Source organism: Streptomyces sp. NPDC107550, assembly GCF_055639095.1.
Genome location: NZ_JBVKBC010000005.1, coordinates 77,310 through 102,550, shown reverse-complemented (window position 1 = coordinate 102,550; position 25,241 = coordinate 77,310). Strand labels below are relative to the sequence as shown.

Annotated in this window: 19 protein-coding genes and 3 tRNA genes; 11 read left to right on the top strand and 11 right to left on the bottom strand. The window is 73.0% G+C overall.

Features of this window, described 5'->3' with window-relative positions; genetic code table 11:
• Positions 1-44 precede the first annotated feature (44 nt).
• The 5 genes from ACZ7LY_RS09460 to ACZ7LY_RS09440 all read left to right on the top strand — a co-directional run bounded on the left by ACZ7LY_RS09460 (position 45) and on the right by ACZ7LY_RS09440 (position 9,148).
• Entirely contained in the window at positions 45-2,291 is a 2,247-nt protein-coding gene (locus ACZ7LY_RS09460; protein WP_471623936.1) for a DNA polymerase III subunit gamma and tau, read from the top strand.
• Between the two features lie 376 nt (positions 2,292-2,667).
• Positions 2,668-3,921, top strand: a complete 1,254-nt coding sequence (gene purD, locus ACZ7LY_RS09455; protein WP_471623935.1) for a phosphoribosylamine--glycine ligase — start codon at positions 2,668-2,670, stop codon at positions 3,919-3,921.
• A gap of 483 nt (positions 3,922-4,404) precedes the next feature.
• Positions 4,405-6,429, top strand: coding sequence for a hypothetical protein (locus tag ACZ7LY_RS09450; protein ID WP_471624158.1), 2,025 nt, complete (start codon positions 4,405-4,407; stop codon positions 6,427-6,429).
• A gap of 279 nt (positions 6,430-6,708) precedes the next feature.
• Entirely contained in the window at positions 6,709-8,160 is a 1,452-nt protein-coding gene (locus ACZ7LY_RS09445; protein ID WP_471624157.1) for a N,N-dimethylformamidase beta subunit family domain-containing protein, read from the top strand.
• A 79-nt stretch (positions 8,161-8,239) separates the two neighbouring features.
• The gene (locus tag ACZ7LY_RS09440; protein WP_471623934.1) at positions 8,240-9,148 is read left to right on the top strand and encodes a phosphoribosylaminoimidazolesuccinocarboxamide synthase; all 909 of its coding nucleotides are present in this window, start codon (positions 8,240-8,242) and stop codon (positions 9,146-9,148) included.
• Positions 9,149-9,226: 78 nt separating this feature from the next.
• Here ACZ7LY_RS09440 and ACZ7LY_RS09435 read toward each other — a convergent pair.
• The 8 genes from ACZ7LY_RS09435 to ACZ7LY_RS09400 form a co-directional block, all read right to left on the bottom strand.
• Positions 9,227-9,302 (bottom strand) — tRNA-Gly (locus tag ACZ7LY_RS09435).
• Between the two features lie 41 nt (positions 9,303-9,343).
• Positions 9,344-9,952, bottom strand: a complete 609-nt coding sequence (locus ACZ7LY_RS09430; RefSeq protein ID WP_471623933.1) for a response regulator transcription factor — start codon at positions 9,950-9,952, stop codon at positions 9,344-9,346.
• A complete protein-coding gene (locus ACZ7LY_RS09425; protein WP_471623932.1) occupies positions 9,949-11,415 on the bottom strand; it encodes a sensor histidine kinase in 1,467 nt (488 codons plus the stop codon). Before ACZ7LY_RS09425 ends, ACZ7LY_RS09430 begins: the two co-directional genes overlap by 4 nt.
• A gap of 148 nt (positions 11,416-11,563) precedes the next feature.
• Positions 11,564-12,421, bottom strand: coding sequence for an ABC transporter permease (locus tag ACZ7LY_RS09420; RefSeq protein WP_471623931.1), 858 nt, complete (start codon positions 12,419-12,421; stop codon positions 11,564-11,566).
• Positions 12,418-13,455 (bottom strand): ABC transporter ATP-binding protein, encoded by a 1,038-nt coding sequence (locus tag ACZ7LY_RS09415; protein WP_471623930.1) that lies wholly within the window; start codon positions 13,453-13,455, stop codon positions 12,418-12,420. The genes ACZ7LY_RS09420 and ACZ7LY_RS09415 overlap by 4 nt, the downstream gene beginning before the upstream one ends.
• A gap of 176 nt (positions 13,456-13,631) precedes the next feature.
• Positions 13,632-13,707: transfer RNA gene (locus ACZ7LY_RS09410), tRNA-Gly, on the bottom strand.
• A 79-nt stretch (positions 13,708-13,786) separates the two neighbouring features.
• A tRNA-Gly gene (locus ACZ7LY_RS09405) sits at positions 13,787-13,858 on the bottom strand.
• A 572-nt stretch (positions 13,859-14,430) separates the two neighbouring features.
• On the bottom strand, positions 14,431-14,751 hold the full coding sequence (locus ACZ7LY_RS09400) for a histone-like nucleoid-structuring protein Lsr2 (RefSeq protein WP_471623929.1): 321 nt from the start codon (positions 14,749-14,751) through the stop codon (positions 14,431-14,433).
• A gap of 293 nt (positions 14,752-15,044) precedes the next feature.
• Between ACZ7LY_RS09400 and purS the strand changes: the two genes are divergently transcribed.
• The 3 genes from purS to purL are packed head-to-tail and all read left to right on the top strand — an operon-like array spanning position 15,045 to position 18,243.
• Complete coding sequence (gene purS / locus ACZ7LY_RS09395; RefSeq protein ID WP_471623928.1) at positions 15,045-15,317, top strand: phosphoribosylformylglycinamidine synthase subunit PurS; 273 nt, start codon at positions 15,045-15,047, stop codon at positions 15,315-15,317.
• A complete protein-coding gene (gene purQ, locus ACZ7LY_RS09390) occupies positions 15,314-15,997 on the top strand; it encodes a phosphoribosylformylglycinamidine synthase subunit PurQ (protein WP_471623927.1) in 684 nt (227 codons plus the stop codon). The genes purS and purQ overlap by 4 nt, the downstream gene beginning before the upstream one ends.
• Positions 15,994-18,243, top strand: coding sequence for a phosphoribosylformylglycinamidine synthase subunit PurL (purL, locus tag ACZ7LY_RS09385; protein WP_471623926.1), 2,250 nt, complete (start codon positions 15,994-15,996; stop codon positions 18,241-18,243). The genes purQ and purL overlap by 4 nt, the downstream gene beginning before the upstream one ends.
• A gap of 108 nt (positions 18,244-18,351) precedes the next feature.
• Here the strand turns inward: purL and ACZ7LY_RS09380 are convergent, their stop codons facing one another.
• Positions 18,352-19,827: an MFS transporter gene (locus ACZ7LY_RS09380; protein ID WP_471624156.1), complete on the bottom strand. Its 1,476-nt coding sequence runs from the start codon at positions 19,825-19,827 to the stop codon at positions 18,352-18,354.
• 143 nt (positions 19,828-19,970) lie between these two features.
• On the opposite strand from ACZ7LY_RS09380, the gene ACZ7LY_RS09375 reads away from it, so the two are divergent.
• Positions 19,971-20,624 (top strand): TetR/AcrR family transcriptional regulator, encoded by a 654-nt coding sequence (locus ACZ7LY_RS09375; protein ID WP_471623925.1) that lies wholly within the window; start codon positions 19,971-19,973, stop codon positions 20,622-20,624.
• Between the two features lie 87 nt (positions 20,625-20,711).
• Positions 20,712-21,521, top strand: coding sequence for a maleylpyruvate isomerase family mycothiol-dependent enzyme (locus ACZ7LY_RS09370; RefSeq protein ID WP_471623924.1), 810 nt, complete (start codon positions 20,712-20,714; stop codon positions 21,519-21,521).
• A gap of 63 nt (positions 21,522-21,584) precedes the next feature.
• Here ACZ7LY_RS09370 and ACZ7LY_RS09365 read toward each other — a convergent pair whose 3' ends face one another.
• Positions 21,585-22,973: a sulfatase family protein gene (locus tag ACZ7LY_RS09365; RefSeq protein WP_471623923.1), complete on the bottom strand. Its 1,389-nt coding sequence runs from the start codon at positions 22,971-22,973 to the stop codon at positions 21,585-21,587.
• Between the two features lie 152 nt (positions 22,974-23,125).
• Positions 23,126-23,218 (bottom strand): putative leader peptide, encoded by a 93-nt coding sequence (locus ACZ7LY_RS09360; protein WP_471623922.1) that lies wholly within the window; start codon positions 23,216-23,218, stop codon positions 23,126-23,128.
• A gap of 495 nt (positions 23,219-23,713) precedes the next feature.
• Between ACZ7LY_RS09360 and purF the strand changes: the two genes are divergently transcribed.
• Positions 23,714-25,240 carry an amidophosphoribosyltransferase gene (gene purF / locus ACZ7LY_RS09355; RefSeq protein WP_471623921.1) on the top strand — a complete coding sequence of 509 codons (1,527 nt, stop codon included), beginning with the start codon at positions 23,714-23,716 and terminating at the stop codon, positions 25,238-25,240.
• Position 25,241 lies beyond the last annotated feature (1 nt).

Sequence of the window (25,241 nt, the reverse complement as noted above, 5' to 3'; positions counted from 1 at the left end):
GGGGGCGGGGCAGGTTGTCAGTGGGCGCCTATAACCTCGTAGATGTGTCGTCTCTCGCGTTGTACCGCCGCTATCGCCCGGAGTCGTTCGCCGAGGTCATCGGTCAGGAGCATGTCACTGACCCGCTGCAGCAGGCCCTGCGGAACAACCGGGTCAATCACGCGTACCTGTTCTCGGGCCCGCGCGGCTGCGGCAAGACCACCAGCGCGCGCATCCTCGCCCGCTGTCTCAACTGCGAGCAGGGCTCCACGCCGACCCCCTGCGGCGAGTGCCAGAGCTGCCAGGACCTCGCGCGCAACGGGCCGGGCTCGATCGACGTCATCGAGATCGACGCCGCGTCGCACGGTGGTGTGGACGACGCTCGTGACCTGCGCGAGAAGGCGTTCTTCGGCCCGGCGAGCAGCCGCTACAAGATCTACATCATCGACGAGGCCCACATGGTCACGTCGGCGGGGTTCAACGCGCTGCTGAAGGTCGTCGAGGAGCCCCCGGAGCACCTCAAGTTCATCTTCGCCACGACCGAGCCCGAGAAGGTCATCGGCACGATCCGCTCGCGTACGCACCACTACCCGTTCCGCCTCGTGCCGCCCGGCACGCTCCGCGAGTACCTGGGCGAGGTGTGCGGCAAGGAGCAGATCCCCGTAGAGGACGGCGTGCTGCCGCTGGTCGTGCGCGCGGGCGGCGGTTCCGTACGTGACTCGATGTCCGTCATGGACCAGCTCCTCGCCGGCGCGGCCGAGGACGGTGTGACCTATGCCATGGCGACCGGTCTGCTCGGTTATACGGACGGTTCGCTGCTCGACTCGGTCGTCGAGGCGTTCGCCACCGGGGACGGCGCCGCCGCCTTCGAGGTCGTCGACCGCGTCATCGAGGGGGGCAACGACCCGCGCAGGTTCGTCACCGACCTCCTGGAGCGGCTGCGCGACCTCGTCATCCTCGCCGCCGTGCCCGACGCGGCCGACAAGGGCCTGATCGACGCGCCCGCCGACGTCATCGAGCGGATGCAGGCGCAGGCGAGCACGTTCGGTGCCGCCGAGCTGAGCCGCGCCGCCGACATCGTCAACGAGGGCCTGACCGAGATGCGCGGTGCCAATTCGCCGCGCCTCCAGTTGGAGCTGATCTGCGCCCGCGTCCTGCTCCCGGCCGCGTACGACGACGAGCGCTCCGTCATGGCCCGCCTGGAGCGGCTGGAGCGCGGCGGCGTCTTCACCCCGGGCGCGCAGGGCCCCGGCCCCTCCATGGCGTACGTCCCCGGGCCCGACGCCCACGCGCCGATGCCCCCGGCGCCTGCCCAAGCCCAAGCCCAGACCCAGACCCAGCCCCAGGCTCAGCCCCCTGCGGGCCCCCCGGTTCCGCCCGGCGGCGGCCCGGCGGCGGCCCGTGCGGCGGTACGAGGTTCAGCGCCCGCGCCCGCCGCCCAGGCCCCGGCACCTCCCGCCCCGGCCCCCGCGCAGGAGACACCGGCGCCCACCGCCCCCGCCCCTCAGCCCGCGCAACCCCCGGCGCAGCCCGCACCCCAGCCGCAGCCGTCCGCCCCGGCTCCGGCCGCCCCCGGCGCCTGGCCCACCGCCGCCCCGGCCGGCGGCACCCGGCGCCCCGGAGGCTGGCCCACGGCAGCCGCCGCCGGTTCCGGCCAGGCCCCCGCACCCGCCCCGGCGGCCCCCGCACCCACGCCCACGCCCCCGGCACCCTCGGCCCCGGGCCAGTCCGCGCCGGGCGGCACGCCCATGGCCCCGCCGCCGGGCAGCCCCGACCCGCGCACGCTCTGGCCGAACATCCTGGAGGCGGTCAAGAACAAGCGCCGCTTCACCTGGATCCTCCTCAGCCAGAACGCGCAGGTCACCGGCTTCGACGGCACCACGCTGCAACTCGGCTTCGTCAACGCCGGCGCCCGGGACAACTTCGCGAGCAGCGGCAGCGAGGACGTACTGAAGGCGGCCCTGTCCGAGCAGTTCGGCGTCAACTGGAAGATCGACGCGGTGGTCGACGCGGGCGGCGGCGCCCCCACGCCCCCCTCGGGCCCCGGCGCCGGTTACTCCTACCCGCAGCCCGTCCAGCAGGCCCCGGCCCCGGCCGCCCCGGCGCCCGCCCCCGCCCCGGCCCCCTCGTCCGCGCCCGCGTCACCCGCCCCGGCGTCCCCGCCCCCGGCCCCGGCCCGCCGCCCGGTCTCCGTGGAGGACGACACCCCGGAGGACGACGACCCGGACCTCGACGAGAACGCCCTGTCGGGCCACGACCTCATCGTCAGAGAACTCGGCGCGACGGTAGTAGAAGAGTTCACCAACGACTGACCGGGGGGACTGGAGGGATCGGACCGCCCTCCACCCCCACTCCCTAAGGGGCGCGAGGAACGGCGCGAGCAACCCCAACGCTCCCGCACGCACCCAACCCCCTCCACCCCCGCTCCCTAAGGGGCGCGAGGAACTGCGCGAGCAACCACGGCGCTCCCGCGCGTAATACCCAGCAGCACCCACCACCCCTCTCAGGGGCGCGGGGAACTGCGCAAAACGCCTACAACCCCCCGCACCCATAAACACCCCCACCCCCGACCCCGCCGCCCCGACCCCCAACCTCCCCCACCCCCTTAGAGGAACCCACAACCCCAACCCCCGCCGGAATTAGCGGCCCACACAAATACCCGCACCCCCCGCCCGATACCCTGGCCCCGTGAAGGCCCTCGTCATCGGAAACGGCGCCCGCGAACACGCCCTGTGCCGCTCCCTGTCCCTCGACCCCGCCGTCTCCGCCCTGCACTGCGCCCCCGGCAACGCCGGCACCGCCGAGATCGCCGAACCGCACGCGGTCGACGCCCTCGACGGCGCGGCGGTCGCGGCGCTGGCCCAGGAGCTGGCGGCCGACCTCGTGATCGTAGGCCCGGAGGCACCGCTCGTCGCGGGCGTCGCCGACGCCGTACGCGCCGTCGGCATCCCCGTCTTCGGCCCGTCCGCGCAGGCGGCCCGTCTTGAGGGCTCCAAGGCGTTCGCCAAGGAGGTCATGGCCGGCGCGGGCGTCCCCACCGCCCGTTCCTACGTGTGCACGACACCCGCCGAGGTGGACGAGGCGCTGGCCGCGTTCGGAGCCCCGTACGTCGTGAAGGACGACGGGCTGGCCGCCGGCAAGGGCGTCGTCGTCACCGAGGACGTCGAGCAGGCCCGCGCCCACGCGAACGCCTGCGAACGCGTCGTCATCGAGGAGTTCCTCGACGGCCCCGAGGTCTCCCTCTTCGCCATCACCGACGGCACGACCGTCGTCCCGCTCCAGCCCGCGCAGGACTTCAAGCGCGCGCTCGACGGCGACAACGGCCCCAACACCGGCGGCATGGGCGCGTACTCGCCGCTCCCATGGGCCGACCCCAAGCTGGTCCAGGAGGTCCTGGACACGGTGCTCCAGCCGACGGTGGACGAGCTGCGCCGCCGCGGCACCCCGTTCTCCGGGCTGCTGTACGCGGGGCTCGCGCTCACCAGCCGTGGCGTACGCGTCATCGAGTTCAACGCGCGCTTCGGCGACCCCGAGACCCAGGTCGTCCTCGCCCGGCTGCGCACCCCGCTCGCCGGCGTGCTGCTCGCCGCCGCCACCGGCACGCTCGCCGACCTGGAGCCGCTGCGCTGGAGCGACGACGCGGCCGTCACCGTGGTCGTCGCCTCGCACAACTACCCGGACACCCCGCGCACCGGCGACCCCATCAGCGGGCTCGACGACGTGACCGCGCTGGACGCCCCGCACGCGTACGTCCTGCACGCCGGCACCAAGCGGGACGGCGACGCGGTCGTCAGCGCGGGCGGCCGGGTGCTGTCCGTGACCGCGACCGGCTCCGACCTCGCCGAAGCCCGCGACCGCGCCTACACCGCCGTCGCCCGCATCGGCCTGGACGGCTCCCAGTACCGCGCGGACATCGCGGCGAAGGCCGCCGCCGAGAGCTGACCGGCGACGCCGGACGGGAATCACCCGACCGGCGTGCACGCCAGCGCACGACTGCCAGCGGACGACCGCCGGCGCACGACCGCCAGACATCAGGCGAAGCGCGCGTCAGCAGCACGCGATCACCGGGGCCGTTCGGGACACCCTCTCCCGCGCGGCCCCGTCTGTCATCCACCTCTGCCCAAAGCCATTCCATCGAGTGACCGGTGCCCCATCCGGCTGACGGCGCCCGGGAGCCCAACTAGGGTGCGGCGCACGGAGTTCAGGCACCCGTGAAACCGAACCGTCGCCTGTCAGGTACCGCCCTGGAGCCGTCGCCCGACGCGTCGGATCGGGACAGAACCAGACGGACCACCGGCATTGCGATGTCAGTGGCGGGTGCCACAGTGGGGGAGTGAGCAAAGCCACCAGTGTCCTGCCGCGGGCCCGAGCCCGGGGCGGGACAGAAGGCACAGGCAGCAGGGGGTGACATCGGTCGTGTCCGGTATGGGAGCGGAAGCGGGTGCGCAGGCAGCGCGTGCCCGGGCCCTCGCCGTGCTGCGCATCCGCGGCAGGGCGACGGCACTGGCCCTGCTGCCCGCCGCCGCCTCGGTGATCCTGCTCGCGGGCGGCGCCACCGGGCATCTGGTGGGCGGCGGCTGGGACCTCGCGCGGCTCGTCGTGACGGTGGCCGCCGTGGTCGTCCTGCTGGCCGCGGCCGCGGTCGCGCTGGTCGTGGCCCGCGCCCGCCCGGCCGTCAGCCCGACCGTGCCGATCGCCGAGGAGACGGCCCCCGACCTGTACCGGCTGGTCCGTGACCTGGCCGACCGGCTGGACGTGCCGGCGCCCTCGGCGATAGCCCTCACGCCCGACTGCGACAGCTGGCTGGAGGACCGCACGCACCCCGCGCACGGCCCGCCGGCCACCGCCCGCCGCGCCCCGGCCGGCGAGGAGGCCAAGGCGCCGGTCGCGCCCGTCCTGGTCATCGGCTCCCCGTTCCTGTGGTGGATGCGGGTGGGCGAGCTGCGCGCGGTGCTCGCCCCGGTCGTCGCCGGTACGGGACCGTCGGCGCACCCCGACATAGCGGCGGCCCGCCGTTTCGTACGAGGTCTGGACGCGGCCGTCGCGGTCGCCTCGGCCCCCGGGCGCGGGCCCGTGTCCCGGCTGGCGCTCGCCGGGATCGGCCGGGTCGCCCGGATCATGCTCGGCGGCTGCCGGGTGCACGCGGCGGAGATGGAGCGCGGGGTCGCGGCCGCCGCCGCCGAGCGCGCCCAGAGCGTGGACTACGGACTGCGGATCGTCGCCCAGGAGCAGGTCGGCCTCGCCTACGCGGGCTGGGACCGGCTGCTGACCCGGGTCGCCCTGCCCGCCTGGCGCATGGGCCGCTGGCCGTCCCGGCTGGACGCGGGCGTGGTCTCCGCGCTGACCGAGCTGTCCCGGCGCGACCGGCTCGCCGCGCAGAGCGGGTCGTTCGCCTCGCGGCTCGGGGAGCGCCCGGCCTGCGATCTGCTGGATGAGCCCGGCGTGGTGGACGAGGCGGCCTCGCTGCTCGCCGCCCGCCTCTTCCACGGCGGCCCCGCCGAATCCGGTCCTGACTGGGCGCCGGTCGACTGGCAGGAGTACCCGGACGAGGTCGTCGACCGCAAGTGGCGCACGGACGCGGCACGGCTGCACCGGGTGCTGGACACGCTGGGGATAAGGGAAGCCGCGACGCCGGCCGGACCGGAGGGCCCCACGCTCTCCCGCATCCTGGCCCACCTGACCGCACCGGCCGACCCCCACCCGGCCCCGGCGCCCACCGAAGGCACCCCGTTCCCTGTGCCGCCCCACGCCGGCGCCCCCGCCCCCGGCGGCACCACGGGCGCCCCTGACCTCACCGACGCCGGCCTCACCGCAGACGCCCCGGACCTCACCGTCCCCGGCCGAACCACCGACGCCCCGGACCTCACCGCCGACAGCCCTGACCTCACCGTCGGCGCCCCTGACCTCACCGCAGACACTCCTGACCTCACCGCTTCCGGCGCGGAGTTCGGCGAGGCGGTGGCCGGGCAGGGCGGTGGCGCCGACCCCGACCTCGCCGAGCTCGACCTGCGGCTCGACGCCGAGGACGACGACGAACGCACCCCCAGACCCGAGGTGGACGCCCTGGCCGCCGGCATCAGCGCCGAACTGGCCAGGGAGGAGACCGCCCGCCCCGCGCCCCCGGCCGGCGCCGGCCAGAGCGGGGGCCCGGACGGCGCGCTGTGGGACGAGGGCGCGCTGCCCCTCTTCCCGCTCCAGCCGCCCCGCAGCGGACGCGAGCTGCTCGCCGACCACGTCACCGCGATGGTCTGCTGCGCCGCCGTGGACACCGCAGGCGCGGCCCCCGGCCTGGACTGGCTCGACGGGCCCTCGCTGCTCGTCGACGGGGAGCGCGCGGCCGACCTCTCCCCCCGCGTCCTGAGCCTCGTCGAGGACGGCGACCCCGGGCCACTCAGATCCTGGCTCGCCCGCCTCGGCATCCGGCCCGAGAAGCCCGTACGCCTGGTGTGACCGCAGGGGCTACCACGCGCGGGCGGCCCGCCCCGGCACCCGGAGGGAAACGTTCCCCTCACGTCAATTCGAGACGAACGGTGACGGAGTGCGTGCGTAATGTGATGTGCTGGGACCGGTCGCGGACACACCATCCGCGCATCGGGCTCGGGGGAGCGAGGGAGGGGAGCGGCGATGGGGCCGGAGAGGGCGGGGCACCCGGAGCGAGCGGCACAGGACGCGGCGCGGCACGAGCCGGAGCCGGCGCGCGCCCGCACCCCCCGCTGGGAGTCCGGCGCGATGGCGCACGCGGTGAACGACCCGTTCGGGCAGGGCCCGTTGCCCTGGCTGCGCGGCAGTGAGCACTACTTCGACGACACGGGCCACGTCGTGCCCTGGTACGTCGAGCACGTCCCGCAGTCCGGCGCCGCGGGCGGCGCCGCGATCCCCGCGCCGCGCACACCCGGCCCCCGTACCGCCGACGACGTGCACCGCCAGATCAAGGGCTTCACGTCGACGGGCGCGGCGGCCCCCGGGGAGTCGATCGACTTCCATGTCACGGTGGACCCCCCGCAGGAGTTCACGGTCGACGTCTATCGCATCGGCCACTATGCGGGCGACGGCGCCCGGAAGATCACCACGAGCCCCCGGCTGTCCGGGATCGTGCAGCCCCCGCCGCTCACCGCCGACCGCACGGTCTCCTGCCACCACTGGTGGCTGTCGTGGCGGTTGCAGATCCCCTCGTACTGGAGCGTCGGCGCGTATGTGGCGGTGCTGACGACGGCGGACGGGTACCGCTCGCACGTCCCGTTCACCGTGCGCGACTCCCAGCCCGCCGATCTGCTTCTGCTGCTGCCGGACATCACCTGGCAGGCGTACAACCTCTACCCGGAGGACGGCCGCACCGGCGCGAGCCTCTATCACGCGTGGGACGAGGAGGGGCGGCTGCTCGGGGAGGACGAGGCGGCGACGACCGTGTCGTTCGACCGGCCGTACGCGGGCGCGGGCCTGCCGCTGCACGTCGGGCACGCCTACGACTTCATCCGCTGGGCCGAGCGCTACGGCTACGACCTCGCGTACGCCGACGCCCGCGACCTGCACGCCGGCCGCGTCGACCCCACCCGCTACCGGGGCCTCGTCTTCCCCGGCCACGACGAGTACTGGTCGGCGAACATGCGGCGCACGACCGAACTGGCCCGCGAGCACGGCACCTCGCTGGTGTTCCTGTCGGCGAACACCATGTACTGGCAGGTGGAGTTGGCGCCCTCGGCGTCCGGCGTCCCCGACCGGCTGCTGACCTGCCGCAAGCGGCGCGGCCCCGGCAAGCCCGCGCTGTGGCGGGAGGTGGACCGGCCCGAGCAGCAGCTCCTCGGCATCCAGTACGCGGGCCGCGTCCCCGAGCCCCACCCCCTCGTCGTGCGGAACGCGGACCACTGGCTGTGGGAGGCGACCGGCGCCCATGACGGTGACGAGATAGAGGGCATGGTCGCCGGTGAGGCCGACCGCTACTTCCCGCGCACCGCGCTGCCCGAGCACGACGACCGCATCCTGCTCGCGCACTCGCCCTACCGGGACGGCGAGCGGGCCCGGCGCCACCAGGAGACCTCGCTGTACCGGGCGCCGTCGGGAGCGCTGGTGTTCGCGTCCGGGACGTTCGCCTGGTCGCCCGCGCTGGACCGGCCCGGGCACGTCGACGCCAGGATCCAGCGGGCGACGGCCAATCTCCTCGATCGCATCTGCAAAAGGGACTGACGGCACCGCCCCGCGGGCGGGGCGCGGCGTGGCGTACGGGAGAATCGGAGGCATTCGTACAGAACCACGGGGAGGAACCGTGTCCGGATTCGTCGAAAAGCCCGAGCCAGTACAGGTGCCGGGCCTGGTCCACCTCCACACCGGCAAGGTGCGGGACCTCTACCGCAGCGAGGCGGGCGACCTCGTGATGGTCGCCACCGACCGGATGTCGGCCTACGACTGGGTGCTGCCCTCGCTCATCCCCGACAAGGGCCGGGTCCTGACGCGGCTGTCCCTGTGGTGGTTCGACCGGCTCAGCGACATCGTGCCGAACCATGTCCTGTCCACGGAGCTGCCCGCGGGCGCCCCCGCCGACTGGGCGGGCCGCACCCTGATCTGCCGCTCCCTCGACATGGTTCCGGTGGAGGCGGTGGCCCGCGGCTACCTCACCGGTTCTGGCCTCGCCGAGTACAAGCAGTCCCGTACGGTGTGCGGGCTCGCGCTGCCGGAGGGCCTGGAGGACGGCTCCGAGCTGCCCGCGCCGCTGTTCACGCCCGCGACGAAGGCCGAGGTCGGCGAGCACGACGAGAACGTCAGTTACGAGGAGGTCGCCCGCCGGGTCGGCGCCGACACCGCCGCCGAACTGCGGCAGACGACCCTCGCCGTCTACAGCCGGGCCCGGGACATCGCGCGCGAGCGGGGCATCATCCTCGCCGACACGAAGTTCGAGTTCGGCCATGACAAGGACGGGACGCTGATCCTCGCCGACGAGGTGCTCACCCCGGACTCCTCCCGCTTCTGGCCGGCCGACCAGTGGCAGCCGGGCCGCGCGCAGCCCTCGTACGACAAGCAGTACGTGCGTGACTGGCTGACCTCGCCGGCCTCCGGCTGGGACCGTACGAGCGAGCAGCCGCCGCCGGCCCTCCCGGACGAGGTGATCGAGGCGACGCGCGCCAAGTACATCGAGGCGTACGAGCTGCTGACCGGCACGAGCTGGGACGCGGCGTAACGCGGGAGCGCGCACAGCGCCGGAGCGCGGAGCGCGCATGAGAGAAGGCCCCCGGTCGGTGACCGGGGGCCTTCTTCGTGGAGCGAACGACGAGGTTCGAACTCGCGACCTCAACCTTGGCAAGGTTGCGCTCTACCAACTGAGCTACGTTCGCAGGCTTGCTCCCCGGGCGCGTGGCCCGAAGTGCGACGCCTACTATACCCAACCTCGCTCGCGCGCGATCCGCACCGCCGCGTGCCGGTTCTCCGCGCCGAGCTTGGACACGGCCGACGAGAGGTAGTTCCGCACGGTCCCCTGGGAGAGCGCGGCGCGGTCCGCGATCTCGGCGACGGGCGCCCCGTCTGCGGCGAACTCCAGCACCTCGGCCTCGCGCGCGGTCAGCGGGGAGTCCCCGGCGGAGATCGCGTCGGCGGCCAACTCAGGGTCCACATAACGGTTTCCCGCGTGCACGGTACGGATGATCTCCGCGAGCCGCTGGGCGCTCACCGTCTTCGGCACGAACCCGCGCACCCCGGCGGCGAGCGCCCGCTTGAGATGCCCCGGCCGGCCGTGACTGGTGACGATCATGGTGCGGCAGGCAGGGAGTTCGGTGCGGAGCGCTGTGGCGACACTCACACCGTCGGCGCCGGGCATCTGGAGGTCGAGGACGGCGACGTCGGGGCAGTGCGCGCGGGCCATGGCCAGCGCCTCGGGCCCGTCCGCCGCCTCCGCGACGACGACGAGGTCGTCCTCCAGGGCGAGCAGGGCCGCGAGCGCGCCCCGGATGAGGTGTTCGTCGTCGGCGAGCAGCACCCGCAGGGTCACCGGGCCGTCTCCTTACGTGCGGTCAGGGCGGGGGCCGCCACGGGGTCGCCGGGTGCGGCGGATATCCGGGGCGCCTCGGACGGCTCGGCCGGCCCGGGACCTGGCAGTCCGGGGCCTGGTTGTCCGGGGCCTGGCAGTCCGGGGGCGGCCAGGGTCTCGGTGAGGGGGCTGGCATCGAGGTGCGGGGCGGACCCGTCGAGGGTCTTCGTGGGGACCGTTGCCACGACGCGGAAGCGGTCCGGGCCGACCGGGCCCGCCTCCAGGGTGCCGTCCAGCGCGGCGAGGCGTTCCCGCAGGCCGGCGATGCCCGAGCCGCCGGTGCCTTCCGGTCCCGGCGCGGCGGACGGGGCGGCGCCGTCGTTCTCGACGGTGAGGACGACCGTGCCGGAGCCGGACTCCAGGCCGATGCGGCAGGTACGGGCGTCGCCGTGGCGCAGCACGTTGGTCGTGGCCTCCCGGACGACCCAGCCGAGCGCCGACTGCACGGCGGACGGCACCGCGGCGGCGTCGCCCGTGACGGTGCAGGCGATGCCGGCGGCGTCCAACACGCCCTGCGCGCCCAGCAGTTCCGTGCCGAGGTCCGCCTCGCGGTAGCCGCGGACGACTTCCCGCACCTCCTTCTGCGATTCCCGCGCTATGCGCTGTACCTCGGTCATCTGGGCGACGGCGTCCTCGGTGCGCCCGCGTCTCGCCAGTTGCACGGCCAGTTCGCTCTTGAGGGCGATGACGGACAGGTCGCGGCCCATGACGTCGTGCAGGTCGCGGCCGAACCGCAGGCGTTCCTCGGCGACGGCGAGCCGGGCCTCGATCTCGCGGGCCCGCTCGGACTCCCACATCACGGACAGGTTCCACGCGCTGCAACGGAAGCAGAGGAGCGCGATGCCCGCGCTGACGGTCAGCAGGCACAGGACGGCGAGGGGGCCGCTGGTGGCCCGCTGTACGAGGGCGGTCATCACGGTGGCGGCGCCGATGACGGCCGCGGACTGCCGTACGAAGGTGCGCACGGGCACCGTCAGCGCGTATCCGCTGGCGAAGGGGAGCGGTGCGAACAGCAGCGGCATGACGATCATGCCGTCCGAGACGAGATCACCGAACGCGAGCACGGCGATCAGGCCGGCGGCGATGCAGGCGAGCACCGCGGCGGTGACGCTCAGCGCGCGCGGGACCGGGCCCCGGCCCAGATAGGAGTCGAGGGCGGCGCCGCAGTAACGGTCGCCGACCACGCACTGGGCGACGTTCACCGCGATGAGCGCGCCGCCGGCGACGAGCGCGGCCGGGTGGTGGCGCAGGCTGCCGGCGAGGCCCGTGCCGGACCAGGCGAGAAAGAACAGCCAGTTGACCAGGCGGATCGACATGCGGCTCTGCCACTCGACCCGCTCCACCTTGCTCCGCGCCCGCCAGCGCTGCCGCCATCGCACACGCGGCGCCTTCTGCCCGCCGCGCGCCTCGTTCTGCCTTCGCATCGGTCCCCCCCGCCGTCCCTCCCCGTCTCACCCGCGCGGCCGTACTCCGCACCCGCACGGTCACTCTCCCCGAGATCCTGCCCGCTGCCCCTGCCGCACCCGCAGCCGGGGCGCGGACGGGGGCGGGCTCCGGTCGCCCCGGGTGCCGTCAGCGGCGGGGCTCCCAGCGGAACCAGCGACGGACGGCGTATCCCGCGAACGCCAGCCAGACCAGCCCCACGACCAGCGCGCGGACCGTCTCGCCGCCGCTCAGCGCGCCGGACCAGCCTCCCCGTATCAGGGTGAGCGCGGGGGACAGCGGGAGCAGGTCGCAGACCCGGGCCAGGGCGTCCGGCAGCGTCTCCAGCGGGATCACCGTGCCGGAGCCGAGCATGCTGAGCAGCAGCAACGGCATCGCCGCGACCTGGGCGCTCTCCACGCTGCGGCTGAACACGGTGGTCAGCGCGGCCAGCGCCACGCACAGCGGCACGCCGAGCGCGAGGCCCAGCACGGCCAGCGGCAGGCTCCCGGGCACGCCCATGCGGAACGTCACCACGCAGGTCACGGCCAGCACCAGGCACTGCACGAGCCCGATCAGCACGGACGGCAGGGCGGCCCCGGCGAGGATCTCCGGGTCCCGCAGTTCGCCGGTGCGCAGCCGCTTGAGGACGAGTTCTTCCCGGCGGGAGGCGTAGACACTGACCAGGGCCGAGTAGACGGCGAACAGCAGCGAGAATCCCATCGCGGAGGAGAGGACGACGGAGCCGACGCTGAGGCCGGCCTCCTTCAGCCGGTCCTCGCTGAGCGAGGCACTGACGCTGAACGGCAGCACGAGCGGCACGAACAGGGCACTGAACAGCACGCCCTTGCTGCGCCCGATGAGCGTCATCTCGGCCCGGGCCAGCGCGGCGAGCCGGCGCGGGGCAGTGGTGGTGCCCGCGCCCGCCCCGGGGGCCGTGCCGCTGCCCGCGCCGGTGTCCCGGGAGGCCGGTGCGGTCGAGGTGCCTGCCTTCAGGGTGTCGCTCATGCCGCCATCTCCTTCGCGTGCCCGGCGTCGGCCGTGCCGTCCGCTCCTTCCGTGCCTGCCGTGCCCTTGGCGTGCTCCGGGCCCTTGGCGTGCTCCGCGCCCTTCGCCTCGCGCGCTATCCGGAGGAACGCCTCTTCGAGGGACGCGGCGCGCATGTCCAGGCGGCGCAGCTCGACGCGGCTGTCGCGGGCCCAGAGCAGCAGGCCGGTCGCGGTGTGCTGGAGGTCGCGGGTGCGGAGCCGGACCGTACGCCCCTGGGTCTCGTGCGCGGTGACGCCGAGCGCGGGCAGGGGCGGGAGGTCGCCGAGGTGGTGGCCGTCGGGCAGGTCGAAGGAGATGCGGGCGGGCTGGGCGGCGACGACCTCGGCGACGGTGCCCTCGGCGGCGATGCGGCCCTCGTGGAGGATGGCGAGCCGGTCCGCCAGCTCCTCGGCCTCTTCGAGGTAGTGCGTGGTGAGCAGCACGGTCGTGCCTTCGGCGCGCAGCGCGCGGACCAGCTCCCAGGTCTCCTGTCGGCCCTCGGCGTCGAGTCCGGTCGTGGGTTCGTCGAGGAAGAGGACCTCGGGGCGGCCGATGAGGGCGAGCGCGAGGTCGAGGCGGCGCTTCTCGCCGCCGGAGAGCTGCTTGACGCGGACGTCGGCGCGGCGGCCGAGGCCGACCATGGCGAGCGCGTCGTCGACGGGCCGGGCGCCGCTGGTCGTGCCGGCCCACATGCGGACGGTCTCGGCGACGCTCAGCTCGGCGGGGAAGCCGCCTTCCTGGAGCATGACGCCGATGCGGGGGCGGACGCGGTCGCGGGCGCGGTACGGGTCGTGGCCGAGGACGCGGACCTCGCCGCCGGCGGGGGCGGCGAGTCCCTCCACCAGTTCGACGGTGGAGGTCTTGCCCGCGCCGTTCGTCCCGAGGAGGGCGAACAGTTCGCCGCGGGCGACGTGGAAGCTGACTCCGCGCACGGCCTCGAAGGGCCCGCGCTTCTTGTCCCCGTACACGCGGCGCAGATCCGTGACGTCGATCACGCGCTCATTGCTGGTCATGTCTCCAGCGTTCCGCCTCGCCCCGCCCCTCGGCAGTGCGTCCTGTCATCGACCCGCATGACAAATGTCAGACGCGGGGCCCTCCGGGGGGGGGGCGGGGGGCAGGGATCGTCCGAAGGCCATGTGCGTGAAAACGCCGGAGGCCCGAATCCACAAGGGATTCGGGCCTCCGGAACTGGAGCGAACGACGAGGTTCGAACTCGCGACCTCAACCTTGGCAAGGTTGCGCTCTACCAACTGAGCTACGTTCGCACTGCCTCCGACCGGCTCTCACCGATCGGCGCGAGCACCAGCCTACCTCACCCGGATGGGTGGTCGGTACGCGATGCGGAGCGGGTGACAGGAATTGCACACTGCGCCTTCCCCCTGGAAGGGGGATGTTCTACTACTGAACTACACCCGCATGTACTCCTCGGGTCCGGCCTTTCGGCCTTGCCCCTTGGCGTGCTCCAGACTCTAGCGGACGGCTGGGGGTGCAATGCAAGTCGGCGGTCTGGGGGGCGTTCTGACGGGGTGCCGTCTGCTCCGCTCGGGGGCCGGGGTTGGGGGTGCGCGCAGTTTTCCCCGTGCCCCTGAGGTGGCAGCCCCGGCTGGTGGGTCTTCGTCTACAGCGTGCGCTGTGGCTGGTCGCGCAGTTCCCCGCGCCCCTTAGGGGGCTGACCTGAGCGCCCGTCCTCAGCGGCAGCGCGCCCGCGCCCCTTAGGGGGCTGACCTGAGCGCCCGTCCCCAGCGGCGGCGCGCCCGCGCCCCTGAGGGCGCTGGTCTCAGCGCCGGCTCCCAGCCGCTCCGGCTCGGAGTCCCCGGGGGGGCTGGCCTCAGCCTCAAACTCCCAGCCCCTCCGGCGATTGAGGAGCGGGGGCTGGGGCGGAGCCCCAGAGTGCCGGGTGCGTCGTGGCTGGTCGCGCAGTTCCCCGCGCCCCTTCGGTGCGCACTCCGTGCGCTACCTCCATCAGCCGGCCCCGCGATCTACTCCGTCTACTCCGCCTCCGCGAACGCCTCGTACACCCGCTTCGGGATGCGGCCCCGTGGCGGCAGGTCGAAGTGGTGGGAGCGGGCCCAGGCGCGGACCGCCGCCGGGTCCGGGGTCAGGTCCGTGCGTTTGTACACCTTGCCGGTGCGCGCGGAGTGCTTGCGGCCGGCCTCCAGGTACGGCGCGAGGGCCGCACGGAGCTTTTCCGCATTGGCTTGATTGAGGTCGATCTCGTACGACGTGCCGTCGAGACCGAAGGCGACCGTTTCCGCCGCTTCTCCGCCGTCGATGTCGTCAAAGAGAGTGACCACGACACGCTGCGCCACGAATATCGGTCCCTTCGTCCGGCACCCCCGCTTTGACGTGCGGTGATGTCGACAGTCCAGCTCTTGTCCATTCCTTTTTACCCTGCATGGCATTGTGCTGGGAAGACCAGTCAAATATTTCCGCGTGTCCTCCGCTCCGGTTATTCGGACTTTTTCCCTCGATTTTCCGTGGTGATCTCATGTCGTTGCCGGAACGTGACGCGGATCTCGTAGCTTCCTACTGTCTACGCGAGTAGAAGATTTGGGCGGGTACGCTGAACGGACCTGCTCAGCACCACACACCGGGAGTGCCAGTGGCACGCGTCGTAGTCGACGTCATGCTCAAGCCGGAGATCCTCGACCCCCAGGGCCAGGCGGTGCAGCGTGCGCTGCCGCGCCTCGGTTTCGACGGCATCTCCGACGTCCGTCAGGGAAAGCGTTTCGAGCTCGAAGTGGACGGGCCGGTGGATGACGCCGCCCTCGCCCGTATCCACGAGCTGGCCGAAAGCTTCCTCGCCAACACCGTGATCGAGAACTTCACGGTGAAGGTCGAGGAAGACGCCGAGGCCGTGGGAGCCGAAAAGTGACCGCTCGTATTGGCGTCGTCACCTTTCCGGGCTCGCTCGACGACCGGGACACCCAGCGCGCGATCCGGCTGGCCGGTGCCGAGCCGGTCGCCCTGTGGCACAAGGACAAGGACCTGAAGCAGGTCGACGCGGTCGTCCTGCCCGGCGGCTTCTCCTACGGCGACTACCTGCGCGCGGGCGCGATCTCGCGGTTCTCGCCGGTCATGGAGACGCTGATCGAGCAGGCGAAGGCGGGCCTGCCCGTCCTCGGCATCTGCAACGGCTTCCAGGTGCTCACCGAGGCCCACCTGCTGCCCGGCGCCATGCTCGGCAACGACCACCTGCACTTCATCTGCCGCGACCAGAAGCTGCGGGTGGAGAGCGCGGACACCGCCTGGACCGCCGACTACGAGGCCGGCCAGGAGATCCACATCCCGCTCAAGAACATGGACGGGCGGTACGTCGCCGACTCGTACACGCTCGACAAGCTGGAGGCCGAGGGCCGGGTCGTCTTCCGCTACCTGGACGTCAACCCGAACGGTTCGCTGCGCGACATCGCCGGCGTCACCAACGAGGCCGGCAACGTCGTCGGCCTGATGCCCCACCCGGAGCACGCCGTCGAGCCGCTGGTCGGCTCCGGCCGCACCGACGGTCTCCCGTTCTTCACCTCGATCCTCAAGAAGCTGGTCGCCGCCTCATGAGCCTCGACACCGTCGACAACGCCGCACAGACCCCCGACGTCGAGCTGCCCTGGGCCGAACTCGGCCTGAAGAAGGACGAGTACGAGCGGGTCGTGGAGATCCTCGGCCGCCGCCCGACCGGCGCCGAACTCGCCATGTACTCCGTCATGTGGTCCGAGCACTGCTCGTACAAGTCGTCCAAGGTGCACCTGCGCCAGTTCGGCGAGAAGGCCCCCCACTCCGACGCGATGCTCGTCGGCATCGGCGAGAACGCGGGCGTGGTGGACGTCGGCCAGGGCTACGCCGTCACCTTCAAGGTCGAGTCGCACAACCACCCCTCGTACGTGGAGCCCTACCAGGGCGCGGCCACGGGCGTCGGCGGCATCGTGCGCGACATCATCGCCATGGGTGCCCGCCCGGTCGCCGTCGTGGACCCGCTGCGCTTCGGCGCCGCCGACCACCCCGACACCAAGCGCGTGCTGCCCGGAGTCGTCGCCGGCATCGGCGGCTACGGCAACTGCCTCGGCCTGCCCAACATCGGCGGCGAGGTCGTCTTCGACGCCTGCTACCAGGGCAACCCGCTGGTCAACGCCGGTGCGATCGGCGTCATGCGGCACGAGGACATCCACCTCGCCAAGGCGTCAGGCGCGGGCAACAAGGTCATCATGTACGGCGCCCGCACCGGCGGCGACGGCATCGGCGGCGCCTCCATCCTCGCCTCCGAGACCTTCGACGACGCGAAGCCCTCGAAGCGGCCCGCCGTGCAGGTCGGCGACCCCTTCCAGGAGAAGCTGCTCATCGAGTGCACCCTGGAGGCGTTCGCGGAGAAGCTCGTCGTCGGCATCCAGGACCTGGGCGCCGCCGGCATCTCCTGCGCCACCTCCGAGCTGGCGTCGAACGGCTCGGGCGGCATGCGGGTCGACCTGGACGACGTACCGCTGCGCGACTCCACGCTCTCGCCCGAGGAGATCCTCATGAGCGAGTCGCAGGAGCGCATGTGCGCGGTCGTGGAGCCGGAGAAGGTCGGCCGGTTCCTGGAGATCTGCGAGAAGTGGGACGTCATCGCCACCGTCATCGGTGAGGTGACCGACGGCGACCGCCTGGAGATCTTCTGGCACGGCGAGAAGATCGTGGACGTCGACCCGCGCACGGTCGCGCACGACGGCCCGGTCTACGAGCGCCCCTACGCGCGCCCCGAGTGGCAGGACGCGCTCCAGGCGGACGACGCGAACAAGCTGCCGCGCCCGGCGACTTCGGCGGAGCTGAAGGACCAGGTCCTCAAGCTGGTCGCGTCGCCGAACCAGGCGTCGAAGAAGTGGATCACCCAGCAGTACGACCACTTCGTCCAGGGCAACACGGTCCTCGCGCAGCCCGAGGACTCCGGCATGATCCGCATCGACGAGGAGTCCGGCCTCGGCGTCGCCCTCGCCACCGACGGCAACGGCCGCTACGCGAAGCTCGACCCGTACAAGGGCGCGCAGCTCGCGCTCGCGGAGGCGTACCGCAACGTGGCGACGACCGGCGCGAAGCCGCTCGCCGTCTCCGACTGCCTGAACTTCGGCTCGCCCGAGGACCCGGCCGTCATGTGGCAGTTCGCGGAGGCCGTGCGCGGTCTCGCCGACGGCTGCCTCCAGCTCGGCACCCCGGTGACCGGCGGCAACGTCTCGCTGTACAACCAGACCGGCGAGGCCGCCATCCACCCGACGCCGGTCGTCGCGGTCCTCGGCGTCATCGACGACGTGGCCCGGCGCACCCCGGTCGCCTTCCAGGAAGAGGGCCAACTCCTCTACCTGCTCGGCGACACCAAGGAGGAGTTCGGCGGTTCGGCCTGGTCGCAGGTGGTCCACGACCACCTGGGCGGGCTGCCGCCCGAGGTCGACCTGGAGCGTGAGCGGCTGCTCGGCGAGATCCTGATCTCCGCCTCCCGCGACGGCATGATCGACGCCGCGCACGACCTGTCCGACGGCGGTCTGATCCAGGCCGTGGTCGAGTCGGCGCTGCTCGGCGGGAAGGGCGCGCGGCTGATCGTCCCGGACGGCCTGGACGCGTTCACCTTCCTGTTCTCGGAGTCGGCGGGCCGCGCGGTCGTGTCGGTCCCGCGCAGCGAGGAACTGCGGTTCAACGACATGTGCGGCGCGCGGGGCCTGCCCGTCACCCGCATCGGTGTCGTCGACGGCGACAGCGTGGACGTACAGGGCGAGTTCGCGCTCTCCCTGACCGAGCTGCGCGAGGCGCACGACGCGACACTCCCGCGCCTGTTCGGCTGACACACTCCGCTGAGACGAAGAAGCCCCCACCTGGTACGCACCGGGTGGGGGCCTTGTCGTACGTACGGTCCTGCGTCCGCCGTACGCGTCATGCGCTCGCCGTACGTGTCATGCGCGCGCCGGCGCCGGGACCGTGGCCGGCTCCGGAGCGCGGCGCGGGAGGCGTGTGGCGAGGAGGGCGCCGAGGAGCATCAGGGCCGCTCCGCACCAGAAGACGGTCGTCGTCGCCTGGACGAAGTCGTGGACGGCGGCCGCGTGCCGGGCGCCGCGCAGCGCCGGGATCGCGTCGACGTCCGTGTCGAGGCGCCGGAAGAGGATCGCGCCGAAGGCCGCCGCGCCCAGGGCGTTGCCGAGGGTCTGGAAGAAGCGGACGCCGGTCGTGGCGACCCCGAGCAGGGCGGGCGGCGCCGCGTCCTGCACGAGCTGGATGAGCTGCCCGATGAGCTGGCCGAACGCGATGCCGGCGAGGAGGAGTTCGGCGCGGATCAGCCACAGGGACGTATCGGGCGCGAGGGTCGCCGCCAGCAGGGCGAACGTGGCCGCCATGGTGAGCGTGCCGCTGAGGGTGAAGGTGCGGGCACAGGCGCCGATGCGGCCGGTGACGATGCCGGAGCCGGTCATGCCGACCGCCATGGGCAGCAGATAGAGCCCGGCGTCCGAGCTGGTCAGGCCGCGTGCGATCTGGAGGTAGACGAGGACGTAGTAGATCGCGCCCATCATCGCGGCGCCGGTGATGCCCTGGATGACGAAGCCCCAGCGCAGTTCGGGGACGCGGAACAGGGAGAGCGGCAGGATCGGTTCGGCGGCCCGGCGCTGGCGGTGCAGGAAGAGGGTGAGGGCGCAGGCCGCCGCGCAGAACAGGCCGATGATCTGCGGTGACGTCCACCCGTACGTCTTGCCGCCCCAGTCGGTGGCGAGGAGCAGGGCGGTGGAGAACGCGGCGGCGAGCGCGGCGCCGGCCCAGTCGATCGGCCGGCGTACGGGCTTGTCGGGCAGGCGCAGGACGAGCGCGCCGGCGATGAGGACGGCGATGCCGAGCGGCAGGTTCACGTAGAAGATCCAGCGCCAGCTCGCGTGGTCGGTGAGCAGGCCGCCGAGCCAGGGCCCGAGCGCCATGCCGCCGCCCGCGACGATCCCGCCGAGACCGCCGCCCGGGCCGCCGCGCCCGCCCTTGCCGCCGGGTCCTGCCGCGTCCCCGGGACCCTTGAGGTGGGCCATGACGACCATCGTGACGCTCATCAGGCCGCCGCCGCCCAGGCCCTGCACGGCGCGCGCCGCGATGAGCCAGGTCATGGACGGGGCGAGGCCGCACAGCGCGGAACCGGCGAGGAAGGTGGCGACCGCGCCGAGGAAGACGCGGGTCGCGCCGAGGGTGTCGCAGAGCTTGCCGTACAGCGGGAGCATCGCCGCCGCCGCGAGGGCGAACGCGCTGACCAGCCAGGGAAAGCGGTCGATGCCGTGGGCGGGGTCGAGGTCCCGCACGATCGGCACGGCGGCGGCCGAGACGATCTGGAGGTCGAGGACGGCCAGGACGATCGTGAAGAGGCAGACGAACATGCCGATCGTGCGCCGGGCGGGGCTCAGGGCCCCGGCGGCGGCGGGGCCCGGGCCGGAGCCGGGGGCGGGAGGGACGGTCGTGGAAGCAGCCATGGGTTCACCATGAGGCAGAACTTATACCGGGTCAATGTTTTATCCAGGATTAAATTTCGGCTTGGTACAGTGACGGCATGGCTGACGACGGACTCGGGCTGCGCGAGCGCAAGAAGCGGCAGACGGCGATCAAGGTGTGGCGCACGGCCGTCGACCTGTTCCTCGAGCACGGGTACGACGAGGTCTCCGTCGCCCAGATCGCCGAGGCCGCCGAGGTCTCCAAGATGACGGTCTTCAACTACTTCAAGACCAAGGAAGACCTCCTCATGGGCCCCATGGAGGAGCATGTCGGGGACCTCGCGCGGGCCCTGCGCGAGCGCGCGCCCGGCGAGTCCGCGCTCGACGCGGCCCACGCGATGTATCTGCGCAAGGCCGCCGACCGCGACCCGTCGATCGGCCTGAGCCGCGACGGCAACGACCTGCGGCTCGTCCAGCTCGTCAACGCCACGCCCGCCCTCGCCCGCCGCGCCCTGCACTGGTCGGTGCGCAGCGAGCGGCTCGCCGCCGACGCGCTGACCGAGGAGGGCGCCGATCCGCTGCTCGCGGCGGTCGCGGCGGCTCAGCTCTCCGGGGTGATCGCCGCGCTCATGTCACAGAACCATCGCCGTGTCCTCGCGGGCGAGCCGGCCGACGCGGTCGCCGCGGACGCGCCCGCCCAGGCGGCCCGCGCGTTCGCCCTGGCGGCGGACGGCCTGCGCGACTACGGCCGCCGAGAGCCCCAGGACGGCTGACCGCGCGCCCAAGGCGACTGACCGCACGCGCCCGCCGAGAGTTCCAGGCGACTGACCGCACGCGCCCGTCGCACGTAAGGTCGGGTCATGGTCTCGTCGTCCAGGTCCCCGAAGAAGCGCCCGCGTTCCTACGACGTCGCCAAGCTGCGCGGCGCCGTCCTCGCGCAGTTCGCCGCCGTCCGCGCCGCCGTCGAGAAGCTGACGCCCGACGAACTGGCCGCGCCGACCCGGCTCGGGGACTGGAGCGTGGGCGAACTGGCCGCGCACTTCCCGATGTTCCTCGGCATGATCACGCAGGGCCTCGCGCAGCCCGCGCCCGCCCGCGCCGACCTCGCCCTGCTCGACTACCCCGCGCTGGTCGCCCCCGGCGCCGCCGGCGTGGACGCGCGCGTGAAGGAACTGTCCCGCAGCGCCCCGCTCGGCGAGCTGTACGCCCGCACCGGCGCCGACCTCGACGCGCTGCTCACCGCCGGCCAGGACGGCGCCCGGCCCGTCGCGCACCGGATCGGCGCGATGACCCTGACGGACGTCCTCGTCACCCGGGCCGTCGAACTCGCCGTGCACACCGACGACCTGAACGCCGCGCTGCCCGCCCTCGGCCTGCCCGTCGAGCGGTATCTGCTGGCCGCCTCCAGCCGGTTCCTCGCGGACGCGCTCGCCGCGAAGGCGCCGGGCGGCTCGACGGAGGTCCGCGTGCCGCCGTACGCCGTCGTGCAGTGCGTCGAGGGGCCCCGGCACACCCGCGGCACCCCGCCGAACGTCGTCGAGACCGACCCGCTGACCTGGCTGCGGCTCGCCACGGGCCGCACCACCTGGCAGGACGCGCTCGACGCCGCACAGGTCAGCGCCAGCGGCGAACGGGCCGACCTGTCCGCCCTGTTGCCCGTCATGGCGTAAGGCCGGCGCCGCGGCCGCGGCCCGTACGGGCGGGATCAGGACCCGTACGGGCGGGCGCCGGCCTCAGGACCCGTACGGCAGCAGCTCCTTGTCGACGCGCTCCCACACGGCCCTCAGCTCGGCGAGCCGCGCGGGCTCGTCGGCCGCTCGGTCGGCCTGCTCGCGCTGGTCCGCCGCCAGGTCGAACAGGCGGTCCGTACCGTCCTTGCCCCGGTAGTACTTCCAGTCGCCGCGCCGCACGGCCCGCTCCCCGCGCACCCGCCAGAACAGGTCCCGCTCCGCCAACTCCTCGCCGCGCAGCAGGTATCCGGCGAGGCTCGTGCCGTCCAGCGGGTACGCGGGGTCCGGCCGCGCCCCGCCGACCTCCAGGAGCGTCGCCGTCCAGTCGGGCGTGAACACCGGTTCGCGGCTGACCTGGCCGCCGTCGATCCGCGCGGGCCAGCGCACGATCGTCGGCACCCGGATGCCGCCCTCCTGGAGGGACGCCTTGTTGCCGGACAGCGGCCAGTTGTACGAGAAGCGCTCACCGCCGTTGTCCGAGGCGAAGAAGACGAGCGTGTCGCGCTCCCGCCCGGACTCCTTCAGCGCCCGCAGCACCTGCCCCACCGACCGGTCCAGGTCCTCGACCATCTGCGTGTACTTCGCCACCGAGCCGCCGTCGTCATGGAACAGCGCCCGTCTGTCACCGGCCTTGATCCGCCGCACGACCTCGGCGCTCGCCTCGGTGTCGCCGTCGGCTATCCACGGCCAGTGCGGGGTGGTGAAGTTCAGGTTGAGCAGCCAGGGACGGCCCCCGTGGTCCCGCTTCACGTACGCGCTCGCCCGCTCGGTCAGTACGCGCGTGTAGTACCGCAGGTCCTTGTACGTGGCGTCGCCCTCGTACAGGTCGTACTCGCCGCCGAGGCCGAGCTTCGAGTAGTACTCCAGGGCCCCGCCGAAGTTGCCGAAGAACTCGTCCCAGCCGGACCGCGTGGGGGAGTAGTCGGGCAGATAGCCGCAGTGCCACTTGCCGATGAGCGCGGTGGCGTACCCGGCGTCGCGCAGCAGCGAGGCGAGCGTGGGGTGGCGCGGGTCCAGTCCCGCGGACCGGTCCGCGATCGGCTCGGCGAGCCCGCCCCTCGTACGGCCCGGATAGCGGCCGGTGTAGAGGCTGAACCGGGTCGGGGAGCAGGTCGCGGACCCGCTGTACGCGTCCGTGAACCGCACGCCCTCCCGTGCCAGCCGGTCCAGGTGCGGGGTCTCGATGTGCGGTGCGCCGTACGAGGACAGGTCCGCCCAGCCCAGGTCGTCACCGAGGATGAACAGGATGTTGGGGCGCGGGGAGCGGCGGGCCGGGGCGGCGCGGAAGGGTCTCTCCCGTACCGCGGCTCCGGCCGGCGACGGCAGTGCCGCCGTGCCGAGAGCGGCGGCGGCTGCGGCGCCGGCGAGGGCGCGACGAGACAAAGGGGACATGAAACGCTCCAGGGGTGTGTACCGCCTCGGCGCGGGGGCGTGCGGGGGCCCGGCGCGGGCGGGGGTGGGGTACGGCGAGGAGGCGCGCGGGCCGGGGGACCGGGGGGTGGTGCGGGTGCGGTGCGGTCAGCCCGGGGCGGCGGGGGTTTCAGTCAGACGCAGCGACAGATCGCGCTGGCCGCGCGGGCCAGGTCGATGTGGCGGCGGGCCACGAGGGCCACGGCGCGCTCAAAAAGGGGCTGCATGCCCGCGACAATGCCCGCGCTCCTTCTCCGTGTCAACGGGGTCTCAGCTCAGGCCACCCCCACTCCTCAATCGCCGGAGGGGCTGGAAGTCTGCGCTCAGACAAGCCCCGTCAGGGGCGCGGGGAACTGCGCGAGAAGCCCCACCGGGGCTGCACCCGAGGCACAACAGTCACGCACCCGGCGCTGGGGTGCCGCCTTGCCCACCCGTGCCGCCCCAGGCGGCAGACTGCCCAAGGCGGCGGCGGGCGGCGCCTAAAAGGCACCCGGGGTTGCAGCCCCGTAAGGGGCGCGGGGAACTGCGCGAGCGGCCACGACGTACCCGCACTCTGAGGCGAGGTAGGTCACATTTGGGGGAGGCCGGCTCCGCCAGACCCCGCTGAGCTGGGAGAACGCCGGGGCCCCGCCCCAAACCCCCCACACCGAGAACCCAGGTCAACGCGCGTAGCATCCGTCCCCAATTCGGACCAGTGGTCGATCCCGTCTACACTCGGTGCCGTGCCACGTGGTGACGGTCGACTCAATCACGATCTGCTCCCCGGCGAGAAAGGCCCCCAGGACGCGTGTGGCGTCTTCGGTGTCTGGGCTCCGGGCGAAGAGGTCGCAAAGCTCACTTACTTCGGGCTCTACGCCCTCCAGCATCGGGGCCAGGAATCCGCGGGAATCGCGGTCAGCAACGGCTCCCAGATCCTCGTCTTCAAGGACATGGGCCTCGTTTCCCAGGTCTTCGACGAAACCTCTCTCGGTTCCCTCCAGGGTCACATCGCGGTCGGACACGCCCGCTACTCGACCACCGGAGCCTCCGTGTGGGAGAACGCCCAGCCGACGTTCCGCGCGACCGCGCACGGCTCGATCGCGCTCGGCCACAACGGCAACCTGGTCAACACGGCGCAGCTCGCCGAGATGGTCGCCGCCCTCCCCAAGGAGAACGGCCGCGCGACCCAGGTGGCGGCCACCAACGACACCGACCTCGTGACCGCGCTGCTCGCCGGCCAGGTCGACGACGACGGCAAGCCCCTGACCATCGAAGAGGCGGCGAACCGGATCCTGCCCCAGGTGCAGGGCGCTTTCTCCCTGGTCTTCATGGACGAGGGCACGCTGTACGCGGCCCGCGACCCGCAGGGCATCCGCCCGCTGGTCCTCGGCCGCCTGGAGCGCGGCTGGGTCGTCGCCTCCGAGTCCGCCGCCCTCGACATCTGCGGCGCCGCTTACGTCCGCGAGATCGAGCCGGGCGAGTTCGTCGCCATCGACGAGAACGGACTGCGAACGTCCCGATTCGCGGATGCGAAGCCCAAGGGCTGTGTCTTCGAGTACGTCTACCTGGCCCGCCCCGACACCGACATCGCGGGCCGGAACGTGTACCTCTCCCGCGTGGAGATGGGCCGCCGGCTGGCGAAGGAGGCCCCCGTCGAGGCGGACCTCGTCATAGCCACCCCGGAATCCGGCACGCCCGCCGCGATCGGCTACGCGGAAGCCTCCGGCATCCCCTTCGGCAACGGCCTGGTGAAGAACGCCTACGTGGGCCGCACCTTCATCCAGCCCTCGCAGACGATCCGCCAGCTCGGCATCCGTCTCAAGCTGAACCCGCTGAAGGAAGTCATCAAGGGCAAGCGCCTGGTCGTCGTCGACGACTCCATCGTGCGCGGCAACACCCAGCGCGCCCTGGTCCGTATGCTCCGCGAGGCCGGCGCCGCCGAGGTCCACATCCGGATCTCCTCGCCGCCCGTGAAGTGGCCCTGCTTCTTCGGCATCGACTTCGCCACCCGCGCCGAGCTGATCGCCAACGGCATGTCCGTCGAGGAGATCGGCACCTCGCTCGGGGCGGACTCGCTCTCGTACATCTCCTTGGACGGGATGATCGAGGCCACCACCATCGCCAAGCCCGACCTGTGCCGCGCCTGCTTCGACGGCGAGTACCCGATGGACCTCCCCGACCCGGAGCTCCTCGGCAAGCAGCTCCTTGAGACGGAACTGGCCGCGGGTCCCGCGTCCACGGCCGCGTCGGACGCGATCCGCCGCCCGTAGC

Coding starts and splice junctions, on each gene's coding strand:
- purL (WP_471623926.1), top strand. CDS start 15,994: ATGAGCCTCGACACCGTCGACAACGCCGCACAGACCCCCGACGTCGAG.
- ACZ7LY_RS09425 (WP_471623932.1), bottom strand. CDS start 11,415: ATGCGAAGGCAGAACGAGGCGCGCGGCGGGCAGAAGGCGCCGCGTGTG.
- ACZ7LY_RS09375 (WP_471623925.1), top strand. CDS start 19,971: ATGGCTGACGACGGACTCGGGCTGCGCGAGCGCAAGAAGCGGCAGACG.
- ACZ7LY_RS09365 (WP_471623923.1), bottom strand. CDS start 22,973: ATGTCCCCTTTGTCTCGTCGCGCCCTCGCCGGCGCCGCAGCCGCCGCC.
- ACZ7LY_RS09450 (WP_471624158.1), top strand. CDS start 4,405: ATGGGAGCGGAAGCGGGTGCGCAGGCAGCGCGTGCCCGGGCCCTCGCC.
- ACZ7LY_RS09420 (WP_471623931.1), bottom strand. CDS start 12,421: ATGAGCGACACCCTGAAGGCAGGCACCTCGACCGCACCGGCCTCCCGG.
- ACZ7LY_RS09445 (WP_471624157.1), top strand. CDS start 6,709: ATGGCGCACGCGGTGAACGACCCGTTCGGGCAGGGCCCGTTGCCCTGG.
- ACZ7LY_RS09360 (WP_471623922.1), bottom strand. CDS start 23,218: ATGCAGCCCCTTTTTGAGCGCGCCGTGGCCCTCGTGGCCCGCCGCCAC.
- ACZ7LY_RS09415 (WP_471623930.1), bottom strand. CDS start 13,455: ATGACCAGCAATGAGCGCGTGATCGACGTCACGGATCTGCGCCGCGTG.
- ACZ7LY_RS09370 (WP_471623924.1), top strand. CDS start 20,712: ATGGTCTCGTCGTCCAGGTCCCCGAAGAAGCGCCCGCGTTCCTACGAC.